At 64.7% G+C, this 13,322-nt stretch carries 12 protein-coding genes and 1 pseudogene; 8 read left to right on the top strand and 5 right to left on the bottom strand.

What is annotated here, in order from left to right; genetic code table 11:
- Nucleotides 1-1,159: GAF domain-containing sensor histidine kinase (locus DH10_RS24735; RefSeq protein WP_192385467.1), on the bottom strand; the 1,159-nt coding region annotated here is incomplete at its 3' end.
- Between the two features lie 227 nt (nt 1,160-1,386).
- Here DH10_RS24735 and DH10_RS24730 point away from each other — a divergent pair.
- The 8 genes from DH10_RS24730 to DH10_RS24700 all read left to right on the top strand — a co-directional run bounded on the left by DH10_RS24730 (nt 1,387) and on the right by DH10_RS24700 (nt 10,380).
- Nucleotides 1,387-3,798 (top strand): glucan 1,4-alpha-glucosidase, encoded by a 2,412-nt coding sequence (locus DH10_RS24730; protein WP_192255994.1) that lies wholly within the window; start codon nt 1,387-1,389, stop codon nt 3,796-3,798.
- Nucleotides 3,799-3,890: 92 nt separating this feature from the next.
- Nucleotides 3,891-4,904, top strand: coding sequence for a phosphogluconate dehydrogenase (NAD(+)-dependent, decarboxylating) (gene gnd, locus DH10_RS24725; RefSeq protein ID WP_192385466.1), 1,014 nt, complete (start codon nt 3,891-3,893; stop codon nt 4,902-4,904).
- Between the two features lie 14 nt (nt 4,905-4,918).
- Nucleotides 4,919-6,295, top strand: coding sequence for a glucose-6-phosphate dehydrogenase (zwf, locus tag DH10_RS24720; RefSeq protein WP_192255990.1), 1,377 nt, complete (start codon nt 4,919-4,921; stop codon nt 6,293-6,295).
- A 15-nt stretch (nt 6,296-6,310) separates the two neighbouring features.
- The gene (locus tag DH10_RS24715; RefSeq protein ID WP_192255988.1) at nt 6,311-7,015 is read left to right on the top strand and encodes an ROK family protein; all 705 of its coding nucleotides are present in this window, start codon (nt 6,311-6,313) and stop codon (nt 7,013-7,015) included.
- 189 nt (nt 7,016-7,204) lie between these two features.
- Nucleotides 7,205-7,669: a Ros/MucR family transcriptional regulator gene (locus DH10_RS24710; protein WP_192255986.1), complete on the top strand. Its 465-nt coding sequence runs from the start codon at nt 7,205-7,207 to the stop codon at nt 7,667-7,669.
- Between the two features lie 216 nt (nt 7,670-7,885).
- The gene (locus DH10_RS37215; protein WP_246506535.1) at nt 7,886-8,080 is read left to right on the top strand and encodes a hypothetical protein; all 195 of its coding nucleotides are present in this window, start codon (nt 7,886-7,888) and stop codon (nt 8,078-8,080) included.
- A 24-nt stretch (nt 8,081-8,104) separates the two neighbouring features.
- Nucleotides 8,105-8,986 carry a pyridoxal phosphate-dependent aminotransferase gene (locus tag DH10_RS24705; RefSeq protein WP_312891331.1) on the top strand — a complete coding sequence of 294 codons (882 nt, stop codon included), beginning with the start codon at nt 8,105-8,107 and terminating at the stop codon, nt 8,984-8,986.
- 158 nt (nt 8,987-9,144) lie between these two features.
- Nucleotides 9,145-10,380 carry an MFS transporter gene (locus tag DH10_RS24700; protein WP_192385465.1) on the top strand — a complete coding sequence of 412 codons (1,236 nt, stop codon included), beginning with the start codon at nt 9,145-9,147 and terminating at the stop codon, nt 10,378-10,380.
- Between the two features lie 96 nt (nt 10,381-10,476).
- On the opposite strand, the gene DH10_RS24695 is transcribed toward DH10_RS24700, so the two are convergent.
- From DH10_RS24695 to DH10_RS24680, 4 genes and pseudogenes are all read right to left on the bottom strand, one after another.
- Nucleotides 10,477-11,061 (bottom strand): hypothetical protein, encoded by a 585-nt coding sequence (locus DH10_RS24695; RefSeq protein ID WP_192255981.1) that lies wholly within the window; start codon nt 11,059-11,061, stop codon nt 10,477-10,479.
- 24 nt (nt 11,062-11,085) lie between these two features.
- Entirely contained in the window at nt 11,086-11,802 is a 717-nt protein-coding gene (locus tag DH10_RS24690) for a glutamine amidotransferase (protein ID WP_192385464.1), read from the bottom strand.
- A gap of 14 nt (nt 11,803-11,816) precedes the next feature.
- Entirely contained in the window at nt 11,817-12,293 is a 477-nt protein-coding gene (locus DH10_RS24685) for a tellurite resistance TerB family protein (RefSeq protein WP_192256025.1), read from the bottom strand.
- Nucleotides 12,294-12,325: 32 nt separating this feature from the next.
- Nucleotides 12,326-13,322, bottom strand: a pseudogene (locus DH10_RS24680) (heme biosynthesis protein HemY); the annotation flags it as partial.

The following is a 13,322-nucleotide window of genomic DNA, read 5'->3' as shown; positions in this document are numbered from 1 at the left end:
CCGGCTCGAAACGCAGCCGCGCCCCGACAAGGGCCGCCCGCGTATGCATGTGGCCGATGCCGCCTTGGGCGGCGGGGTCGACGGCGCCGCAGCCGTGCCCATCATCGGTGACGGTCACGCTGAACGTGCCTGGCGTCGATGCCAGCTGCACCTCGATGCGACTTGGCCCGGCATGGCGCACCGCATTGTTGATTGCTTCCTGCACGATCCGGTAGAGCGCCGTGCGCAGCGTTTCCGACAGGCTGTCGGCACTGCCGTCGCTCATGTCGGCGATGCGCACCGCGATCGGCGGCTTGGCCCTGGCGACGCTGCGGTTGAGATGCGCCTCGACGGCGTCGCGCAGGCCGAACAATTCCAAAACGCTGGGCCGCATGTCGTCGACGATGTGGCGCAGTTCCGCCAGGCAGCCCGCCACCTCCTGCTCGAGATCGGCAAGCTGGGCCGTCCGCGCCACGCCCCGGCTGCGGAAGGCCGAGACCTGACGCGCGATGCGGGCGAGATCGGCGAGCGTCTGGTCGTGCAGGTCCATCGCCATGCGGCGGCGCTCGCGCTCCATGCCCTCGGTCAGCTGCGAGGCGCCGACCCTCAGCAGTTCCGCCCGGTTGCGCGCCTCGCTTTCGGCGAGCATGGCGCGGCGCGCTTCCTCTGTCTGGATCAGCGCGAAGATATAGGGCCCGATGAGGTCGGCGCATTGCTGGGCGACGTCGACGTCGGCCTGCGTGTAACATCCGGCCTCGTGCCGGCTGATGTTGAGCGCGCCGATGACGCTGCCGCGCGCTCGCAGCGGTACGATGATGCGGCTGCGCAGCTTGGCTGCGAAGATCGGACCGTCGAAGGCTCCCTCGAAATGGAAGCGGTCGTCGACGAGCGCATTGTCGGACAACAGATAAGGCGTCTCGCCCCACAGCACGCGGCGGATCGGGCTGCCCTCGACCGGATGCTGCGCCAGATCGCTCCAGCTGGTGTGGAAGCCGGCCTCGTAGCAGGCATGCATGCGTCCATCGAGCGACAGCACCGCCAGGTCGATATGGTCGTGCGGGATGAGCGTGCCGATTTCGATCGCCGTCGCCCGGAACGCGGAGCCGGGATCGATATGCCCGGCCAAGGCCCGCGAGATCGCGAGCAGCCGATCGATCAGCTGGGGAGATACCTCCGACATGTCTCCTCCCTTGCCGCTGGACGAATGTCGGGGAAAGACGCGCAGCGCCAACCATATGGCGCGGCTTCGCTCCCGTTTCCCGAATTCCTCCCTGCGAGCGAAATAGTGGGCGCTTGACGGTACAGCTGTCAACGAGGGCTTACACAGCGGCAGGCCGATCAACTTCAGGTGCGACGATTGAAAAGCCGCCGGCTCCTGGTCTAGGAACGGCGGCAGGAGGCCAATTGATGGCAGTGACGCCGACCGTTGCTCAGGGCGCCCCGGGAATTCCCGCACGCTGGACATCAAGCGCCAAGAGCGGCGTCGGCACCGCGCTTTCAGCGAAAAGCCCGCTCTGGTTCACCATCAGCCACGGCATATTGAACGAGGTCTATTATCCGCGCCTCGACAGCGCCTGCACGCGCGACATGGGCCTCCTCGTCACCCGCCCCGGTGGCTATTTCTCCGGGGAGAAACGCGACGCCGCCCACGCTATCGAGCCGTTCGAGGACGGCGTGCCCGGATACAGGTTGACTAACAGTGCCAGCGATGGCTGCTACCGGATAGAAAAGCGCATCGTTACGGATCCGAAACAGCCTGTCCTGCTGCAGGAAATCACCTTCGCGGCTCTCAAAGGCCCGGCTTCGGACTATCGCGTCTACGCGTTGCTCGCGCCGCATCTGGTCAATGCCGGCATGGGCAATACCGCCTGGGTCGGCGAGCATAAGGGGCAGCGCATCCTCTTTGCGTCAGGTCGCGGCGTCTCGCTAGCGCTCGCCTCTTCGCTGCCTTGGGGCGACTGCTCGGCCGGCTATGTCGGCTTCTCCGACGGCTGGCAGCAGCTCCGGGATGGCGGCGCGCTGGATCCTGCCTTTGAGCGCGCGGAGGACGGCAATGTGGCGCTGACCGGCAAGATCGGCTTCTCGGCAGGCAAGGGCACGGCCCTGCTCGCGCTCGGCTTCGGCACCTTGCCAGAAGAGGCGGCGGAGATCGCGCTGGCCAGCCTCAAGGACGGGTTCGAGACGGCCGCCGAAACCTATGCCGCCAAATGGCGGAGATTCCAGGCCGGCCTGGAAAAGCTCGACCGGCATCCTGCCCCCGGCCTGAACACCTACCGCGTCAGCACCGCGGTGCTTGCCTCGCATCTGTCGATCACCAGGCCCGGGGCCGCCGTCGGCAGTCTCTCGATCCCCTGGGGTTTCAACAAGGGCGACGACGATCTCGGCGGCTACCACCTGGTCTGGCCGCGCGACCTGGTCGAGACGGCGGGCGGCTTCCTCGCCGCAGGCGACGCCAGGCAGGCGCTGCAGATCCTCACCTATCTGCGCTCGATCCAGCTGCCGGACGGACACTGGCCGCAGAATTGCTGGTCCAGCGGAACGCCCTATTGGCCAGGCATCCAGATGGACGAGTGCGCCTTTCCGTTGCTGCTCGCCGATGCCTTGCGCCGCGCCGGCCATCTGCCGCGCGCGAAACTCGCCGAGTTCTTGGCCATGATCGAGAGCGCGGCCTCCTATGTCGTGCGCAACGGCCCCGTCACCGGCGAGGATCGCTGGGAAGAGGACGCCGGCTACAGTCCCTTCACACTGGCCGTCGAGATCGCGGCGCTGCTCGCGGCGGCCGACATGCTGGACGCTTGCGGCAAAAATGAGCCGGCAAACTATCTGCGCGAGACGGCCGACTGCTGGAACGACCAGATCGAGCGCTGGACCTATGTCACCGGCACCGAACTCTGCGCCAAGGAAGGCGTCGACGGCTATTATGTCCGCATCGCGCCGCCCGACGGTGCCGGCGCTGCTTCGCCGAAGGACGGCTTCGTGCCGATCAAGAACCGCCCGCCGGCCGACACCGACCGGCCGGCGGAAGCCATCATCAGTCCGGACGTACTGGCACTGGTCCGCTTTGGCCTGAGAGCCGCCGACGATCCGCGGGTCCTGAACACCATCAAAGCCGTCGACGCCACGCTGCGCTGCGCATTGCCGCAAGGTCCGCTCTGGTACCGCTACACCGGCGACGGCTATGGCGAGCACGAGGACGGCTCGCCTTTCGACGGCACCGGCCAGGGCCGGCCCTGGCCCCTGCTCGCCGGCGAACGTGCCCACTATGAGCTAGCCGCAGGGCGACCCGACAAGGCAGCCGAGCTGCTCGATACCTTCGAGCGTTCGGCAGGTATCAGTGGCCTTCTGCCTGAGCAGGTCTGGGACCAACCCGACATGCCGGAGCGCGAATTGCGGCTCGGCGCGCCGTCCGGCAGCGCTATGCCGCTGGTCTGGGCGCATGCCGAGCATGTCAAGCTGTTGCGCTCGCTGCGCGACGGCGCGGTGTTCGACATGCCGCCGCAAGGCGTCGAGCGCTACATCAAGCGAAAAACCGTCTCGCCCTTCCGCACATGGCGCTTCAACAACAAGATCCGGTCGATCCCCGCCGGCAAGGTGCTGCGCGTCGAGCTTTCGGCCCGCGGCGTGGTCCACTGGAGCAGCGACAAATGGCTGACGGTGCACGACGACAAGACGGCCGAGAACGCCTTCGGCGTCCACCTGGTCGACCTGTCCGTTGCCGGCCTGCCGCCGGGATCGACGGTCGCCTTCACTTTTTTCTGGCCCGAAGCCAGCCGTTGGGAGAATGTCGACTTCACCGTCGGCATCGATCCTCAATCATGATCCCGAAAAGTGATAGCGGTTTTCGGAAAAGATCATGATCAAGACAGCGCGGCCAGTAGACATTTCTTTCCTCAAGCAATCGGGATGACACCATGCAGATCGGAATGATGGGACTGGGCAGGATGGGCGCCAATATGGTGCGGCGCCTGCTGCGCGACGGCCACGAATGCGTCGTCTACGACATCAACTCCGCAAGCGTCGCCGGCATGGTCAAGGACGGCGCCATCGGCGCCGCCTCGCTGGAAGAGTTCGTGGCCAAGCTGGCCAAGCCGCGCTGTGCGTGGCTGATGCTGCCGGCCGCGATCACCGGCAGGATCGTCGACCAGGTGGCGGCGCTAATGGAGCCCGGCGACATCATCATCGACGGCGGCAATTCCTATTACCATGACGCCGTCGACCAGGCCGCGAAACTGGCGACCAAAGGCATCAGCTTTGTCGATGTCGGCACCAGCGGCGGCGTGTGGGGACTGGAGCGCGGCTACTGCCTGATGATCGGCGGCCCCGATGAAGCCGTGCAGCACCTCGATACGGTCTTCGCCACGCTGGCCCCGGGCGCCGACCCGGGTTCCAGTCCGCCGAAGGACGTCGGGACTGCGCCTTACGGCTATCTGCATTGCGGACCGAGCGGCGCCGGCCATTTCGTCAAGATGGTGCACAACGGCATCGAATACGGCGTGATGGCCGCCTATGCCGAGGGCATCAACATCCTGAAATCGGCCAACGCCGGCAAACGCGACCGGACGTCGGACGCCGAAACCAGCCCGCTCGAAAATCCGCAGTATTACCAGTTCGACATCGACCTGCCGGCCGTGGCGGAGGTCTGGCGGCATGGCAGCGTCATCGGCTCCTGGCTGCTCGACCTCACCGCCGGCGCGCTGAAAAACGACCCCGCGCTTACGCAGTTCGGCGGTCGGGTGTCGGACTCGGGCGAAGGCCGCTGGACCCTGAAGGCGGCGATCGACACCGGCGTTCCGGCGCCCGTGCTCTCCTCGGCGCTGTTCGATCGCTTCTCCTCGCAAGGCGAATCCCAATTCGCCGACAAGCTTCTGTCCGCCATGCGCTATGCATTCGGCGGCCATGTCGAGAAGCCGAAGATCGGCGGTTGAGGGGGAGAGGCAGGATGAGCCAGGAGAGGTCCGACACGCTGGTGCTTTTCGGAGCGACCGGCGACCTTGCGCACAAGAAGATTTTTCCGGCGCTCTACCAGATGGTCGCCAAGGGAACGCTCACCGAGCCTGTGATCGGCGTCGCCTTCGACCCCTGGGACATTGGAAAGCTGGCGGACCGTGCCCGCGACGGCGTCGTCAATGCGCTGGGCAGCGCGGACGATGAGGTGTTCGCCAAGCTCGCCTCATTGCTGCGCTATGTCAGCGGCGATTATCGAGATTCCGCTACCTTCGAGAAGCTGAAGACGGCGCTTGGCTCGGCGCAGCGGCCGCTACACTACATGGCGGTGCCCCCGACCATGTTCGAAACCGTGGTCCAAGGATTGGAACAGTCCGGCACCGCGCGCGGCGCGCGGCTGATGATCGAAAAGCCGTTCGGCCACGACTTGCAGTCGGCGCGTTGGCTGAACCGCGTGCTGCACCTGGTGTTCGACGAGCAGTCGATCTTTCGCATCGACCATTATCTCGGCAAGGAGGCGATCCAGAATCTGCTCTATTTCCGCTTCGCCAATGCCTTCCTCGAGCCGATCTGGAACCGCAATTTCGTCGAAAGCGTGCAGATCACCATGGCCGAGGATTTCGGCATCGAAGGTCGTGGCAAATTCTATGACGATGTCGGCTGCATCCGCGACGTTATCGAGAACCATCTGCTCAATATCCTTTTGCTTTTAGCTATGGAGCCGCCGGTTGGCCGCTCGGCCGACGACCTGATCGACGAGAAGGTGCAGGTGCTGCGCGCGATCCGCACGCTGACCAAGGACGATGTCGTGCGCGGCCAGTTCGACGGCTATCTGGCGGAGCCTGGCGTGCGGCCGAACTCCCCGGTCGAAACCTTCGCCGCGGTGCGCTTCTTCGTCGACACCTGGCGCTGGCAGGATGTGCCGTTCTTCATCCGCGCCGGCAAGAACATGCCGGTGCACGCGACCGAAGTGATCGTGCGGCTGAAGCGGCCACCGCTCGACGTTTTCGACCCGATCAAGCCGGGCGACGCCAACTATGTCCGTTTCCGCATCGACCCGCAGGTGGCGATCTCGATCGGCGCCCAGCGCAAGGTGGCCGGCGACGACATGATCGGCGAGCAGGTGGAACTGACCGCGCTCGACGACACCAAGGGCGACATGCCGCCCTATGAGCGGCTGATCGGCGATGCCATGAACGGCAACGGCCAGCTGTTCACGCGCCAGGATGCGGCCGAGCTCGCATGGCGCATTGTCGGACCGGTGCTCGGCGACACCACGCCGCCGCAGATCTATGCGCCCAAGACCTGGGGACCGGCCGATGCCATGAACGGCTTCGGCCCGCCCAATGGCTGGATCAATCCGACCAAGTAGCACGGGAGGAATGGAATGGCGAAAGCGGCAAAACCGGCTGCGTCGAAGGGCGGGCAGATCGTGCTCACCATCGATGTCGGCGGCTCGCATGTGAAGATCCTCACCAGCGCCGGCGGCGAGATGCGCCGCGTCGAGTCCGGCCCCGGCCTGACACCTGAGCAGGTCGTCGCGTCGGTGAAGAAATTGGCCGAGGGACTGAGCTATGATGTCATCTCGATGGGCTATCCAGGTCCGGTCAGAGACAACAAGCCTTCGCTAGATCCCTTCAATCTCGGCAAAGGCTGGAAGGGCTATGATTTCGCTGCCGCCTTCGGCAAGCCGGTCAAGCTCGTCAACGACGCTCTTTTGCAGGCGATCGGCAGCTATGAGGGCGGCCGCATGCTGTTCCTCGGCCTGGGCACGGGCCTGGGCGCCGCGATGGTCCTCGACAATGTCGGGCAGCCGATGGAGCTTGCCCACCTTCCCTACAAGAAAGGCTGCAGCTTCGAGGACTATGTCGGCGAGCGCGGGCTGGTAAAGCATGGCAAGAAAAAATGGCGCAAATACGTTTTCGATGTCGTAAACAGGCTTCGCGCCGCCTTGCAGCCGGACTATGTGGTCATCGGCGGCGGCAATGTCGACAAGCTCGATGAATTGCCGGGGAAATCCAGGCGCGGCGACAACACACGCGCCTTCGAAGGCGGATTTCGACTGTGGCGCGACAAGGCGCTGATCGTCTGATATTTTTACTTTTCAGTATAGTTGTTCAAAATAGCGTGTAATCGCGCCGCTGGTCGTTGCGCCGCGCAGATTTGCCGACTAGGAATTCGCCGGCCTGCCGCACGATGTGCCTTCCCCGGCGCGAAGGAAGCGGCGGCGCTCTGGTTTACATCCCGATTTGCGGCCGTGCGGCATAGAGGAGGAATTGACGTGGACGAGGACACCAACACAGCCAAGGAAGAAGCCGACTTGCTCGAGCTCACCGCCCACATCGTGTCGGCCTATGTCGCCAAGAACCGGCTGCCGGCTTCGGGCCTGGGCGAGCTCATCGCCAGCGTCGCCTCCTCGATCGGCGGACTGAACCAGCCGCCGGCGCCGCCGGCACCGCTGCCCGTCCCCGCCGTCAATCCCCGGCGCTCGGTGACGCCGGACTACATCATCTGCCTCGAGGACGGGAAGAAGTTCAAATCGTTGAAGCGCCATATCGGCGTCCATTTCGGACTGACCCCGGAGGCCTACCGGACCAAATGGGGCCTCCCCGTGGACTACCCGATGGTCGCGCCCAATTATGCGGCGTCGCGCTCCGAGCTCGCCAAGTCGATCGGCCTCGGCCGCAAGGCGGAAGCCGAGCCGGTGAAGCCCGCCAGGGGACGGAAAGCCAAGGCTCCCGCCTAATGCATGTCGCCCGAAAGTGCGCAGCGGTTTTGGGAGAACGACATCCATCAAAACAAAGATTTAAAGTGCGTCGCCTGAATTCGCTTCAGCGCGACCTGCTTTAAGCGGCACCGGCGCCTGTGCCAACGGTTAGAGAAGCCTGCCGAGGAATCCGCCTTGGCAGGCTTCCTGCTTTTATGGCTTGGATAAAACCGAACAAGGCTGTTGGGGTGAGCCATGAATTACGCGCGTATGGTGATCGAGAAAGAGGCACCGGAGGAATACGGTTACGAGCGCATCCGCTTCAATCTCTCCGAAAGCTCGATCGCCGACCGGAAGCTCTCCGACATTGGCCTGTCGTTGCCCGACCTCACCCTTTTCTACGGCGAGCACCGCGGCGAAAAAGAGCTGCGAGCGCTGATCGCCGGGTAGGATGAAGGGCTCTCCGCCGACGACGTGCTGGTGACCGCGGGCGCCGCCGGGGCGCTGTTCATCATCGCCACCTCGCTGCTTTCGGCCGATGACCATCTCGTCGTCGTGCGGCCGAACTATGCCACCAACATCGTGACGCCCAAGGCGATCGGCTGCGCCATCAGCTATGTCGATCTCGATTTCGACGACGGCTTCGCCATCGATGTCGCGCGCGTCGCGGCAGCCGTGCGGCCGAACACCAGGCTGATCAGCGTCACCTGCCCGCACAACCCGACCGGCACCATGATGAGCCGCACCGATCTCGATGCACTGGTCGCGCTCGCCGAGGGCCGGCGCTGCCGGCTGCTGGTCGACGAGACCTATCGAGACCTTTCCTATGGCGAGCGCCTGCCTTCGGCGGCATCGCTCAGTCCCACCGCCATCAGCGTCTCCTCGCTGTCCAAGGCCTTCGGCATTCCCGGCATCCGCATCGGCTGGCTGGTCACGAAGGACGAGGCTCTCAAGGAGACGTTCCTCGCCGCCAAGGAGCAGATCGGCATCTGCGGCAGCGTCATCGACGAGGCGATCGCGCGCTCCATGCTCGAGCGCCGCGACGCCTTCCTCAAGTCGCTGCTGCCGGACATGGCGAAGCGCCGCGATATCGTCCAGGCCTGGATCGATGGCGAGCCGCTGGTCGACTGGGTGCGTCCGCAAGGCGGCGTCGTCGGCTTCCCGCGGCTGAACGTCGATGCCGGCTTCGACCTCGAACGGTTCTACGCGAGGCTCCTGGAAGAGCACGGCACCTATGTCGGCCCCGGCCACTGGTTCGAAATGCCGAAGCGCTTCTTCCGCGTCGGCTTCGGCTGGCCGAAGGAGGCGGAATTGCGCGGCGGGTTGCAAGCGATCTCCGCGGCGTTGAGAGGCTGAGCCTCCTTGTACCGCGAACGATAATTTCCGGATTTCCTGCATCCGGCGCGGATTTTTTGCGCGCGCGACGAAACGAACTGGGCTAAGGGTCTCCGGCCGGACCAGCGCCCACCGTGGAAGTGCCCCGCCGGCCGATGTCACAACGGGGCCCCCAGACCATGACTGCCGAAGCAACCTCACCTGAACAGCGATACGCCGCTTTCCGGCACCGACCGTACCTCAGCTACTGGACGGCGCGCTTCCTCACCACTTTCGCCACCCAGATCGTCTCGGTCGCCGTCGGCTGGCAGATCTACGACCTGACGCGCAACCCCTTCGACCTCGGCATCGTCGGCATCGTCCAGTTCCTGCCGTCGCTGCTCTTGGTCCTCATCACCGGCGTCGTCGCCGACCGCTTCGGCCGCCTGATCATGACATTGGCGTCGCTCGTCGAGGCCGGCTGCGCGCTCGCTCTCCTGTTGTTGACGCTGCGCGGCCTTGGCGGCCCGTTGCCGATCTTCGTCGTGCTCGCCATGTTCGGTATCGCCCGTGCCTTCTATGGGCCGGCATCGTCCTCGCTGGTCGCCAATCTTGTGCCGCCGCAGGATTTCGCCAACGCGATTGCCTGGAACTCGTCCGCCTGGCAGACGGCGACGATTGTCGGCCCGGTCGCCGGCGGCCTGCTCTACGGCCTTTCGGCGGAGATCGCTTACGCCACTGCCGCCATCATGATGCTGGCCGCCGCGCTGCTCATCTTCACCATCCCCAAGCCCGCCCAGCAGACGGCTACCGACAAGCCGACGATGCAGACGCTGTTTGCCGGCTTCCGCTATATCTGGAGCGAGAAGATCGTGCTTGGCGCGATCTCGCTCGACCTCTTTGCCGTGCTTCTGTCGGGCGCCTCGGCGCTGCTGCCGGTCTATGCGCGCGACATACTGGAACTTGGCCCCTGGGGCCTCGGCCTGCTGCGCTCGGCGCCCGGCATCGGCGCCATCGCGGTGGCGGTCTGGCTCGCCGGCCACCCGATCCGCGACCATGCCGGCAAGATCATGCTGGGCTTCGTCGCGCTGTTCGGCGCCTTCACCGTTCTGTTCGGCGTTTCGACCCTCACCTGGCTGTCGATCGCGGTGCTCGCCATGCTCGGCGCCACCGACATGTTCAGCGTCTATATCCGCGAGACGCTGATCCAGCTGTGGACGCCTGACGAGGTGCGCGGCCGCGTCAACGCCGTCAACCAGGTCTTCGTCGGCGCCTCCAACGAGGTCGGCGAATTCCGCGCCGGCACCATGGCGGCGCTAATCGGCACGGTTCCGGCGGTGGTCATCGGCGGCATCGGCGCCATCGCGGTCGCTGGATTGTGGGCGTATTTGTTCCCCGCGCTGCGGCAGGTGCGGCATCTGAACAGCCGGAATTGATTGAGCGCCGGATCCGACTACGACGCATCGGTCCGCCGTGGAGACATGGAATTGCGGCTGAGCTGCGATGGCACGAACGTGAAAGCGCAGTTCTTCTCACTTGTTTCTAGCGCGATATACACCGCCATCACGCGCGAAAGGCTCGATATCTCGACAATCAGGAGGGGCTTTAACGGCAGCCATCCTTGCCAATAGGTACGGAACTCGAAACTCGTCCCTATTGCTTTTTTGGACCTTATCTACGGAGATCGAACTGACATAGTAATCGGGACAGGTGATGGAAGCTTGGAGATATCCACCCCATGCCACCGCCGCCGCGTAGATTTTGTACTGTGAACTGCCACGAGGCGCCGCATTGAGTAGACTTAGCATCTCGTCGCGGGGATTCGGGGTTCCAATATCGAAATACAGAATTTCATAGCTAAGGTCATCACACTCTGTTCCGGGTATCCCGCCGCCTTTGGCGCTCCAAGTGGTTTGGGCGTCGGAGTAGTGTTTTTGTACCAGTGCGAGGTCTGAATGGCTTAGACTCCAAGTCAGTTTTTCGTAGTAATTTTCGAATGAATTAATATCTATAAGCGGAACCAAATCGCATTTGTCGTCGAATTCTTTGTGTAGCGTCAGCGCGTTCATCATGCGGCCGAGTATGTCGGCGCGAATCAATGAATCTTGGCTGGCCACGTTCTCAGAGCAATCGGTTTTACTCTATCCCACGGCCGGCTTGCCAAAAATCAGGCCTAAAAATTCGCCAAGCCAGCGCTTGAGGTGCATGTCCCAGATCAGCCGGCCGCCGAGATGGTCGCGGCCGGGCTGCGCGCCGGGCAGCTCGAAGCGGTGCGCGCCGCGCACCACCCAGCGCTGCATCATCACCCTGGTCAGCTCGCCGTGGAACTGGATGCCCCAGGCATTGTCGCCATAGCGAAAGGCCTGGTTGGGATAGGTTTCGGCGGTCGCAAGCAACGTCGCGTCCTTCGGCAGCGAAAAGCCCTCGCGGTGGAACTGGTAGACCATCTCCGGCCAGTGCAGCAGTTTCTTGCCCGCCTCGGTCGCCTTCAGCGGATACCAGCCGATCTCGACCAGCCCTTCGCCATGACCCTCGACCTTGCCGCCGAGATGATTGGCGAGCATCTGCGCGCCGAGGCAGATGCCGAGAAACGGCCGGTTTTCCTTGAGCGGGATTTCGAGCCAGTCGGTCTCACGCCGGACGAACTCGTCCTGGTCGTTGGCGCTCATCGGCCCGCCGAAGATCACCGCCCCGGCATGGCCGTCCAGCGTGCAAGGCAGCTCTTCGCCAAGCGGAGGCCGGCGGATGTCGAGATCGAAGCCTTCTTCCAGAAGCATGTGGCCGACGTGGCCGGGGCTCGAAGTCTCCTGATGCAGCACGATCAGGATTTTTGGTCTCGGCCTCGGTCTGGGTGGCATGGGCAGGCGTAGTCCTATTCGTCGCTCGACGTCCCGCGCGCGCCGGGCGCCTCGGCCGCCGCCTTGCGGCGCGCCTCGATTCGATCCTGCCGCTCGACGCCGATCAATTCCGCGACGCGCCAGACAGTGTTGTCCTCGAGCTCGTGCAATTCGCCATCGGCATAGACGATCTCCCACATCAGGCCGATGAAGGCCTTGCGCGCGTCGGCGTCGAGATGGCGCTTGAGCACACTGGTGAAGGCGTAGAGATCGATCGCCTCATTGTCGGCGCGCTCGCCGGCGGCCGCCAGCGCGTCGAGCTCGTCGCCGCGGATCGAGTAGGTCTTGGCGAGAATCTCCTTGAACCGCTCCCACTCGACATCCTGGCGCACGCCGTCGGCGTTCATCACATGGTAGAGCAGCGCCGAGGCCGCGACGCGCGGATCGTCGGCGCTCGGCTTGGCCTCGCTGGCCGGCAAATCCCTCAGAAAGGACAACACGCGTTCGAACATCGACACTTTTTCCCTGTCCGCCATAACCGGTCTCAAAACAAACGAAACCGGCGCGGCGATTTTTCCGCCTCGTCTTCCGGCGCGACGCCGGGATCATCCGGCAAGCGCGGCGGCTCCGGTGCCTGCTCGCCTGCCGCGTCGTCGGTTGCGGCGACGGTCCCGTCCTTCTGCCCCCCGTTCGCAGCCGCGGTGGCCGGTTTTTCGGCAGTGCCGTCGGGCACGATATCGATCGTCTTCTCTTCAGTCGGCACAGCCGGCGCGGAGGCGGGGATTGCTGGTATGGCGGCATCAACCTCGCTGTCGATCAGCTGCCCGAGCCGCTCCATCGGCGCGCGCCAGGTGAAGGCGTCCAACTTGCCGGTGATCGGCGACACCGGCGCCCAGCGCTCGGAGACGACGCCGTCCGCGACCCATGCCGGATCGCGCGGCGCGCGCACGGCTTTCGACAAAAGCTGCCGCACCTTGCCCTGGTCGCCGCTTTCGGCCTCCTCGATGTCGGCCAGCAACAGATAGGCGCCTTCGCGGCGATCCATGCGGATCGCGGCCTCCGCCTCGTGCCTGGCGGTGGCGAAATCCTGCGCGTCGAGCGCGGCGCGCGCCACGGCCATCGACGATTCGGCGTGGTTCTTCTTCATCTCCTGCAGCTTTTTCGCCCGGTTGAGACGGTCGAGCACGGCATCGCCCGGCCTTGCATGCGTGTAGAGCTCGGCGATGTCCGGATGCGGCTCGGCCCGCCAGGCCGTCTCCAGGATCTTGGAACCCTTGCGCACGTCGTTTTGCCGGAAAAGCATATTGGCCGCGACCACCGCGGCCGGCGCGAAATCGGGCGCCAGCTTGTTGGCTTCGACGGCGGCAGTCCGGGCGGCATTCGGATCGCTGTCGATCAGCGACTGCGCCTTGGCCGTGAGCAGCACGGCGCGGCGGCGGTTGGCGGCATCGCGCTCGATCTGCCGGGTGGATTTTTGCGCCTCGACCAGCTTCAGCGCGCCGTCCCAGTCGCCACGCTCGGTCAGTTCCTCCAGCGTCGAT

This window comes from Mesorhizobium silamurunense (assembly GCF_014843825.1).
Classification (GTDB): Bacteria; Pseudomonadota; Alphaproteobacteria; order Rhizobiales; family Rhizobiaceae; genus Mesorhizobium; species Mesorhizobium silamurunense.
Note: the sequence above shows the minus strand (reverse complement) of the source record. Positions and strands in the feature narration are given on the sequence as shown.

Excerpts from the sequence above, each read along its gene's own strand:
- DH10_RS24730 (WP_192255994.1), top strand. The coding sequence starts at position 1,387 with ATGGCAGTGACGCCGACCGTTGCTCAGGGCGCCCCGGGAATTCCCGCA.
- gnd (WP_192385466.1), top strand. The coding sequence starts at position 3,891 with ATGCAGATCGGAATGATGGGACTGGGCAGGATGGGCGCCAATATGGTG.
- zwf (WP_192255990.1), top strand. The coding sequence starts at position 4,919 with ATGAGCCAGGAGAGGTCCGACACGCTGGTGCTTTTCGGAGCGACCGGC.
- DH10_RS24715 (WP_192255988.1), top strand. The coding sequence starts at position 6,311 with ATGGCGAAAGCGGCAAAACCGGCTGCGTCGAAGGGCGGGCAGATCGTG.
- DH10_RS37215 (WP_246506535.1), top strand. The coding sequence starts at position 7,886 with ATGAATTACGCGCGTATGGTGATCGAGAAAGAGGCACCGGAGGAATAC.
- DH10_RS24700 (WP_192385465.1), top strand. The coding sequence starts at position 9,145 with ATGACTGCCGAAGCAACCTCACCTGAACAGCGATACGCCGCTTTCCGG.
- DH10_RS24690 (WP_192385464.1), bottom strand. The coding sequence starts at position 11,802 with ATGCCACCCAGACCGAGGCCGAGACCAAAAATCCTGATCGTGCTGCAT.
- DH10_RS24685 (WP_192256025.1), bottom strand. The coding sequence starts at position 12,293 with ATGTTCGAACGCGTGTTGTCCTTTCTGAGGGATTTGCCGGCCAGCGAG.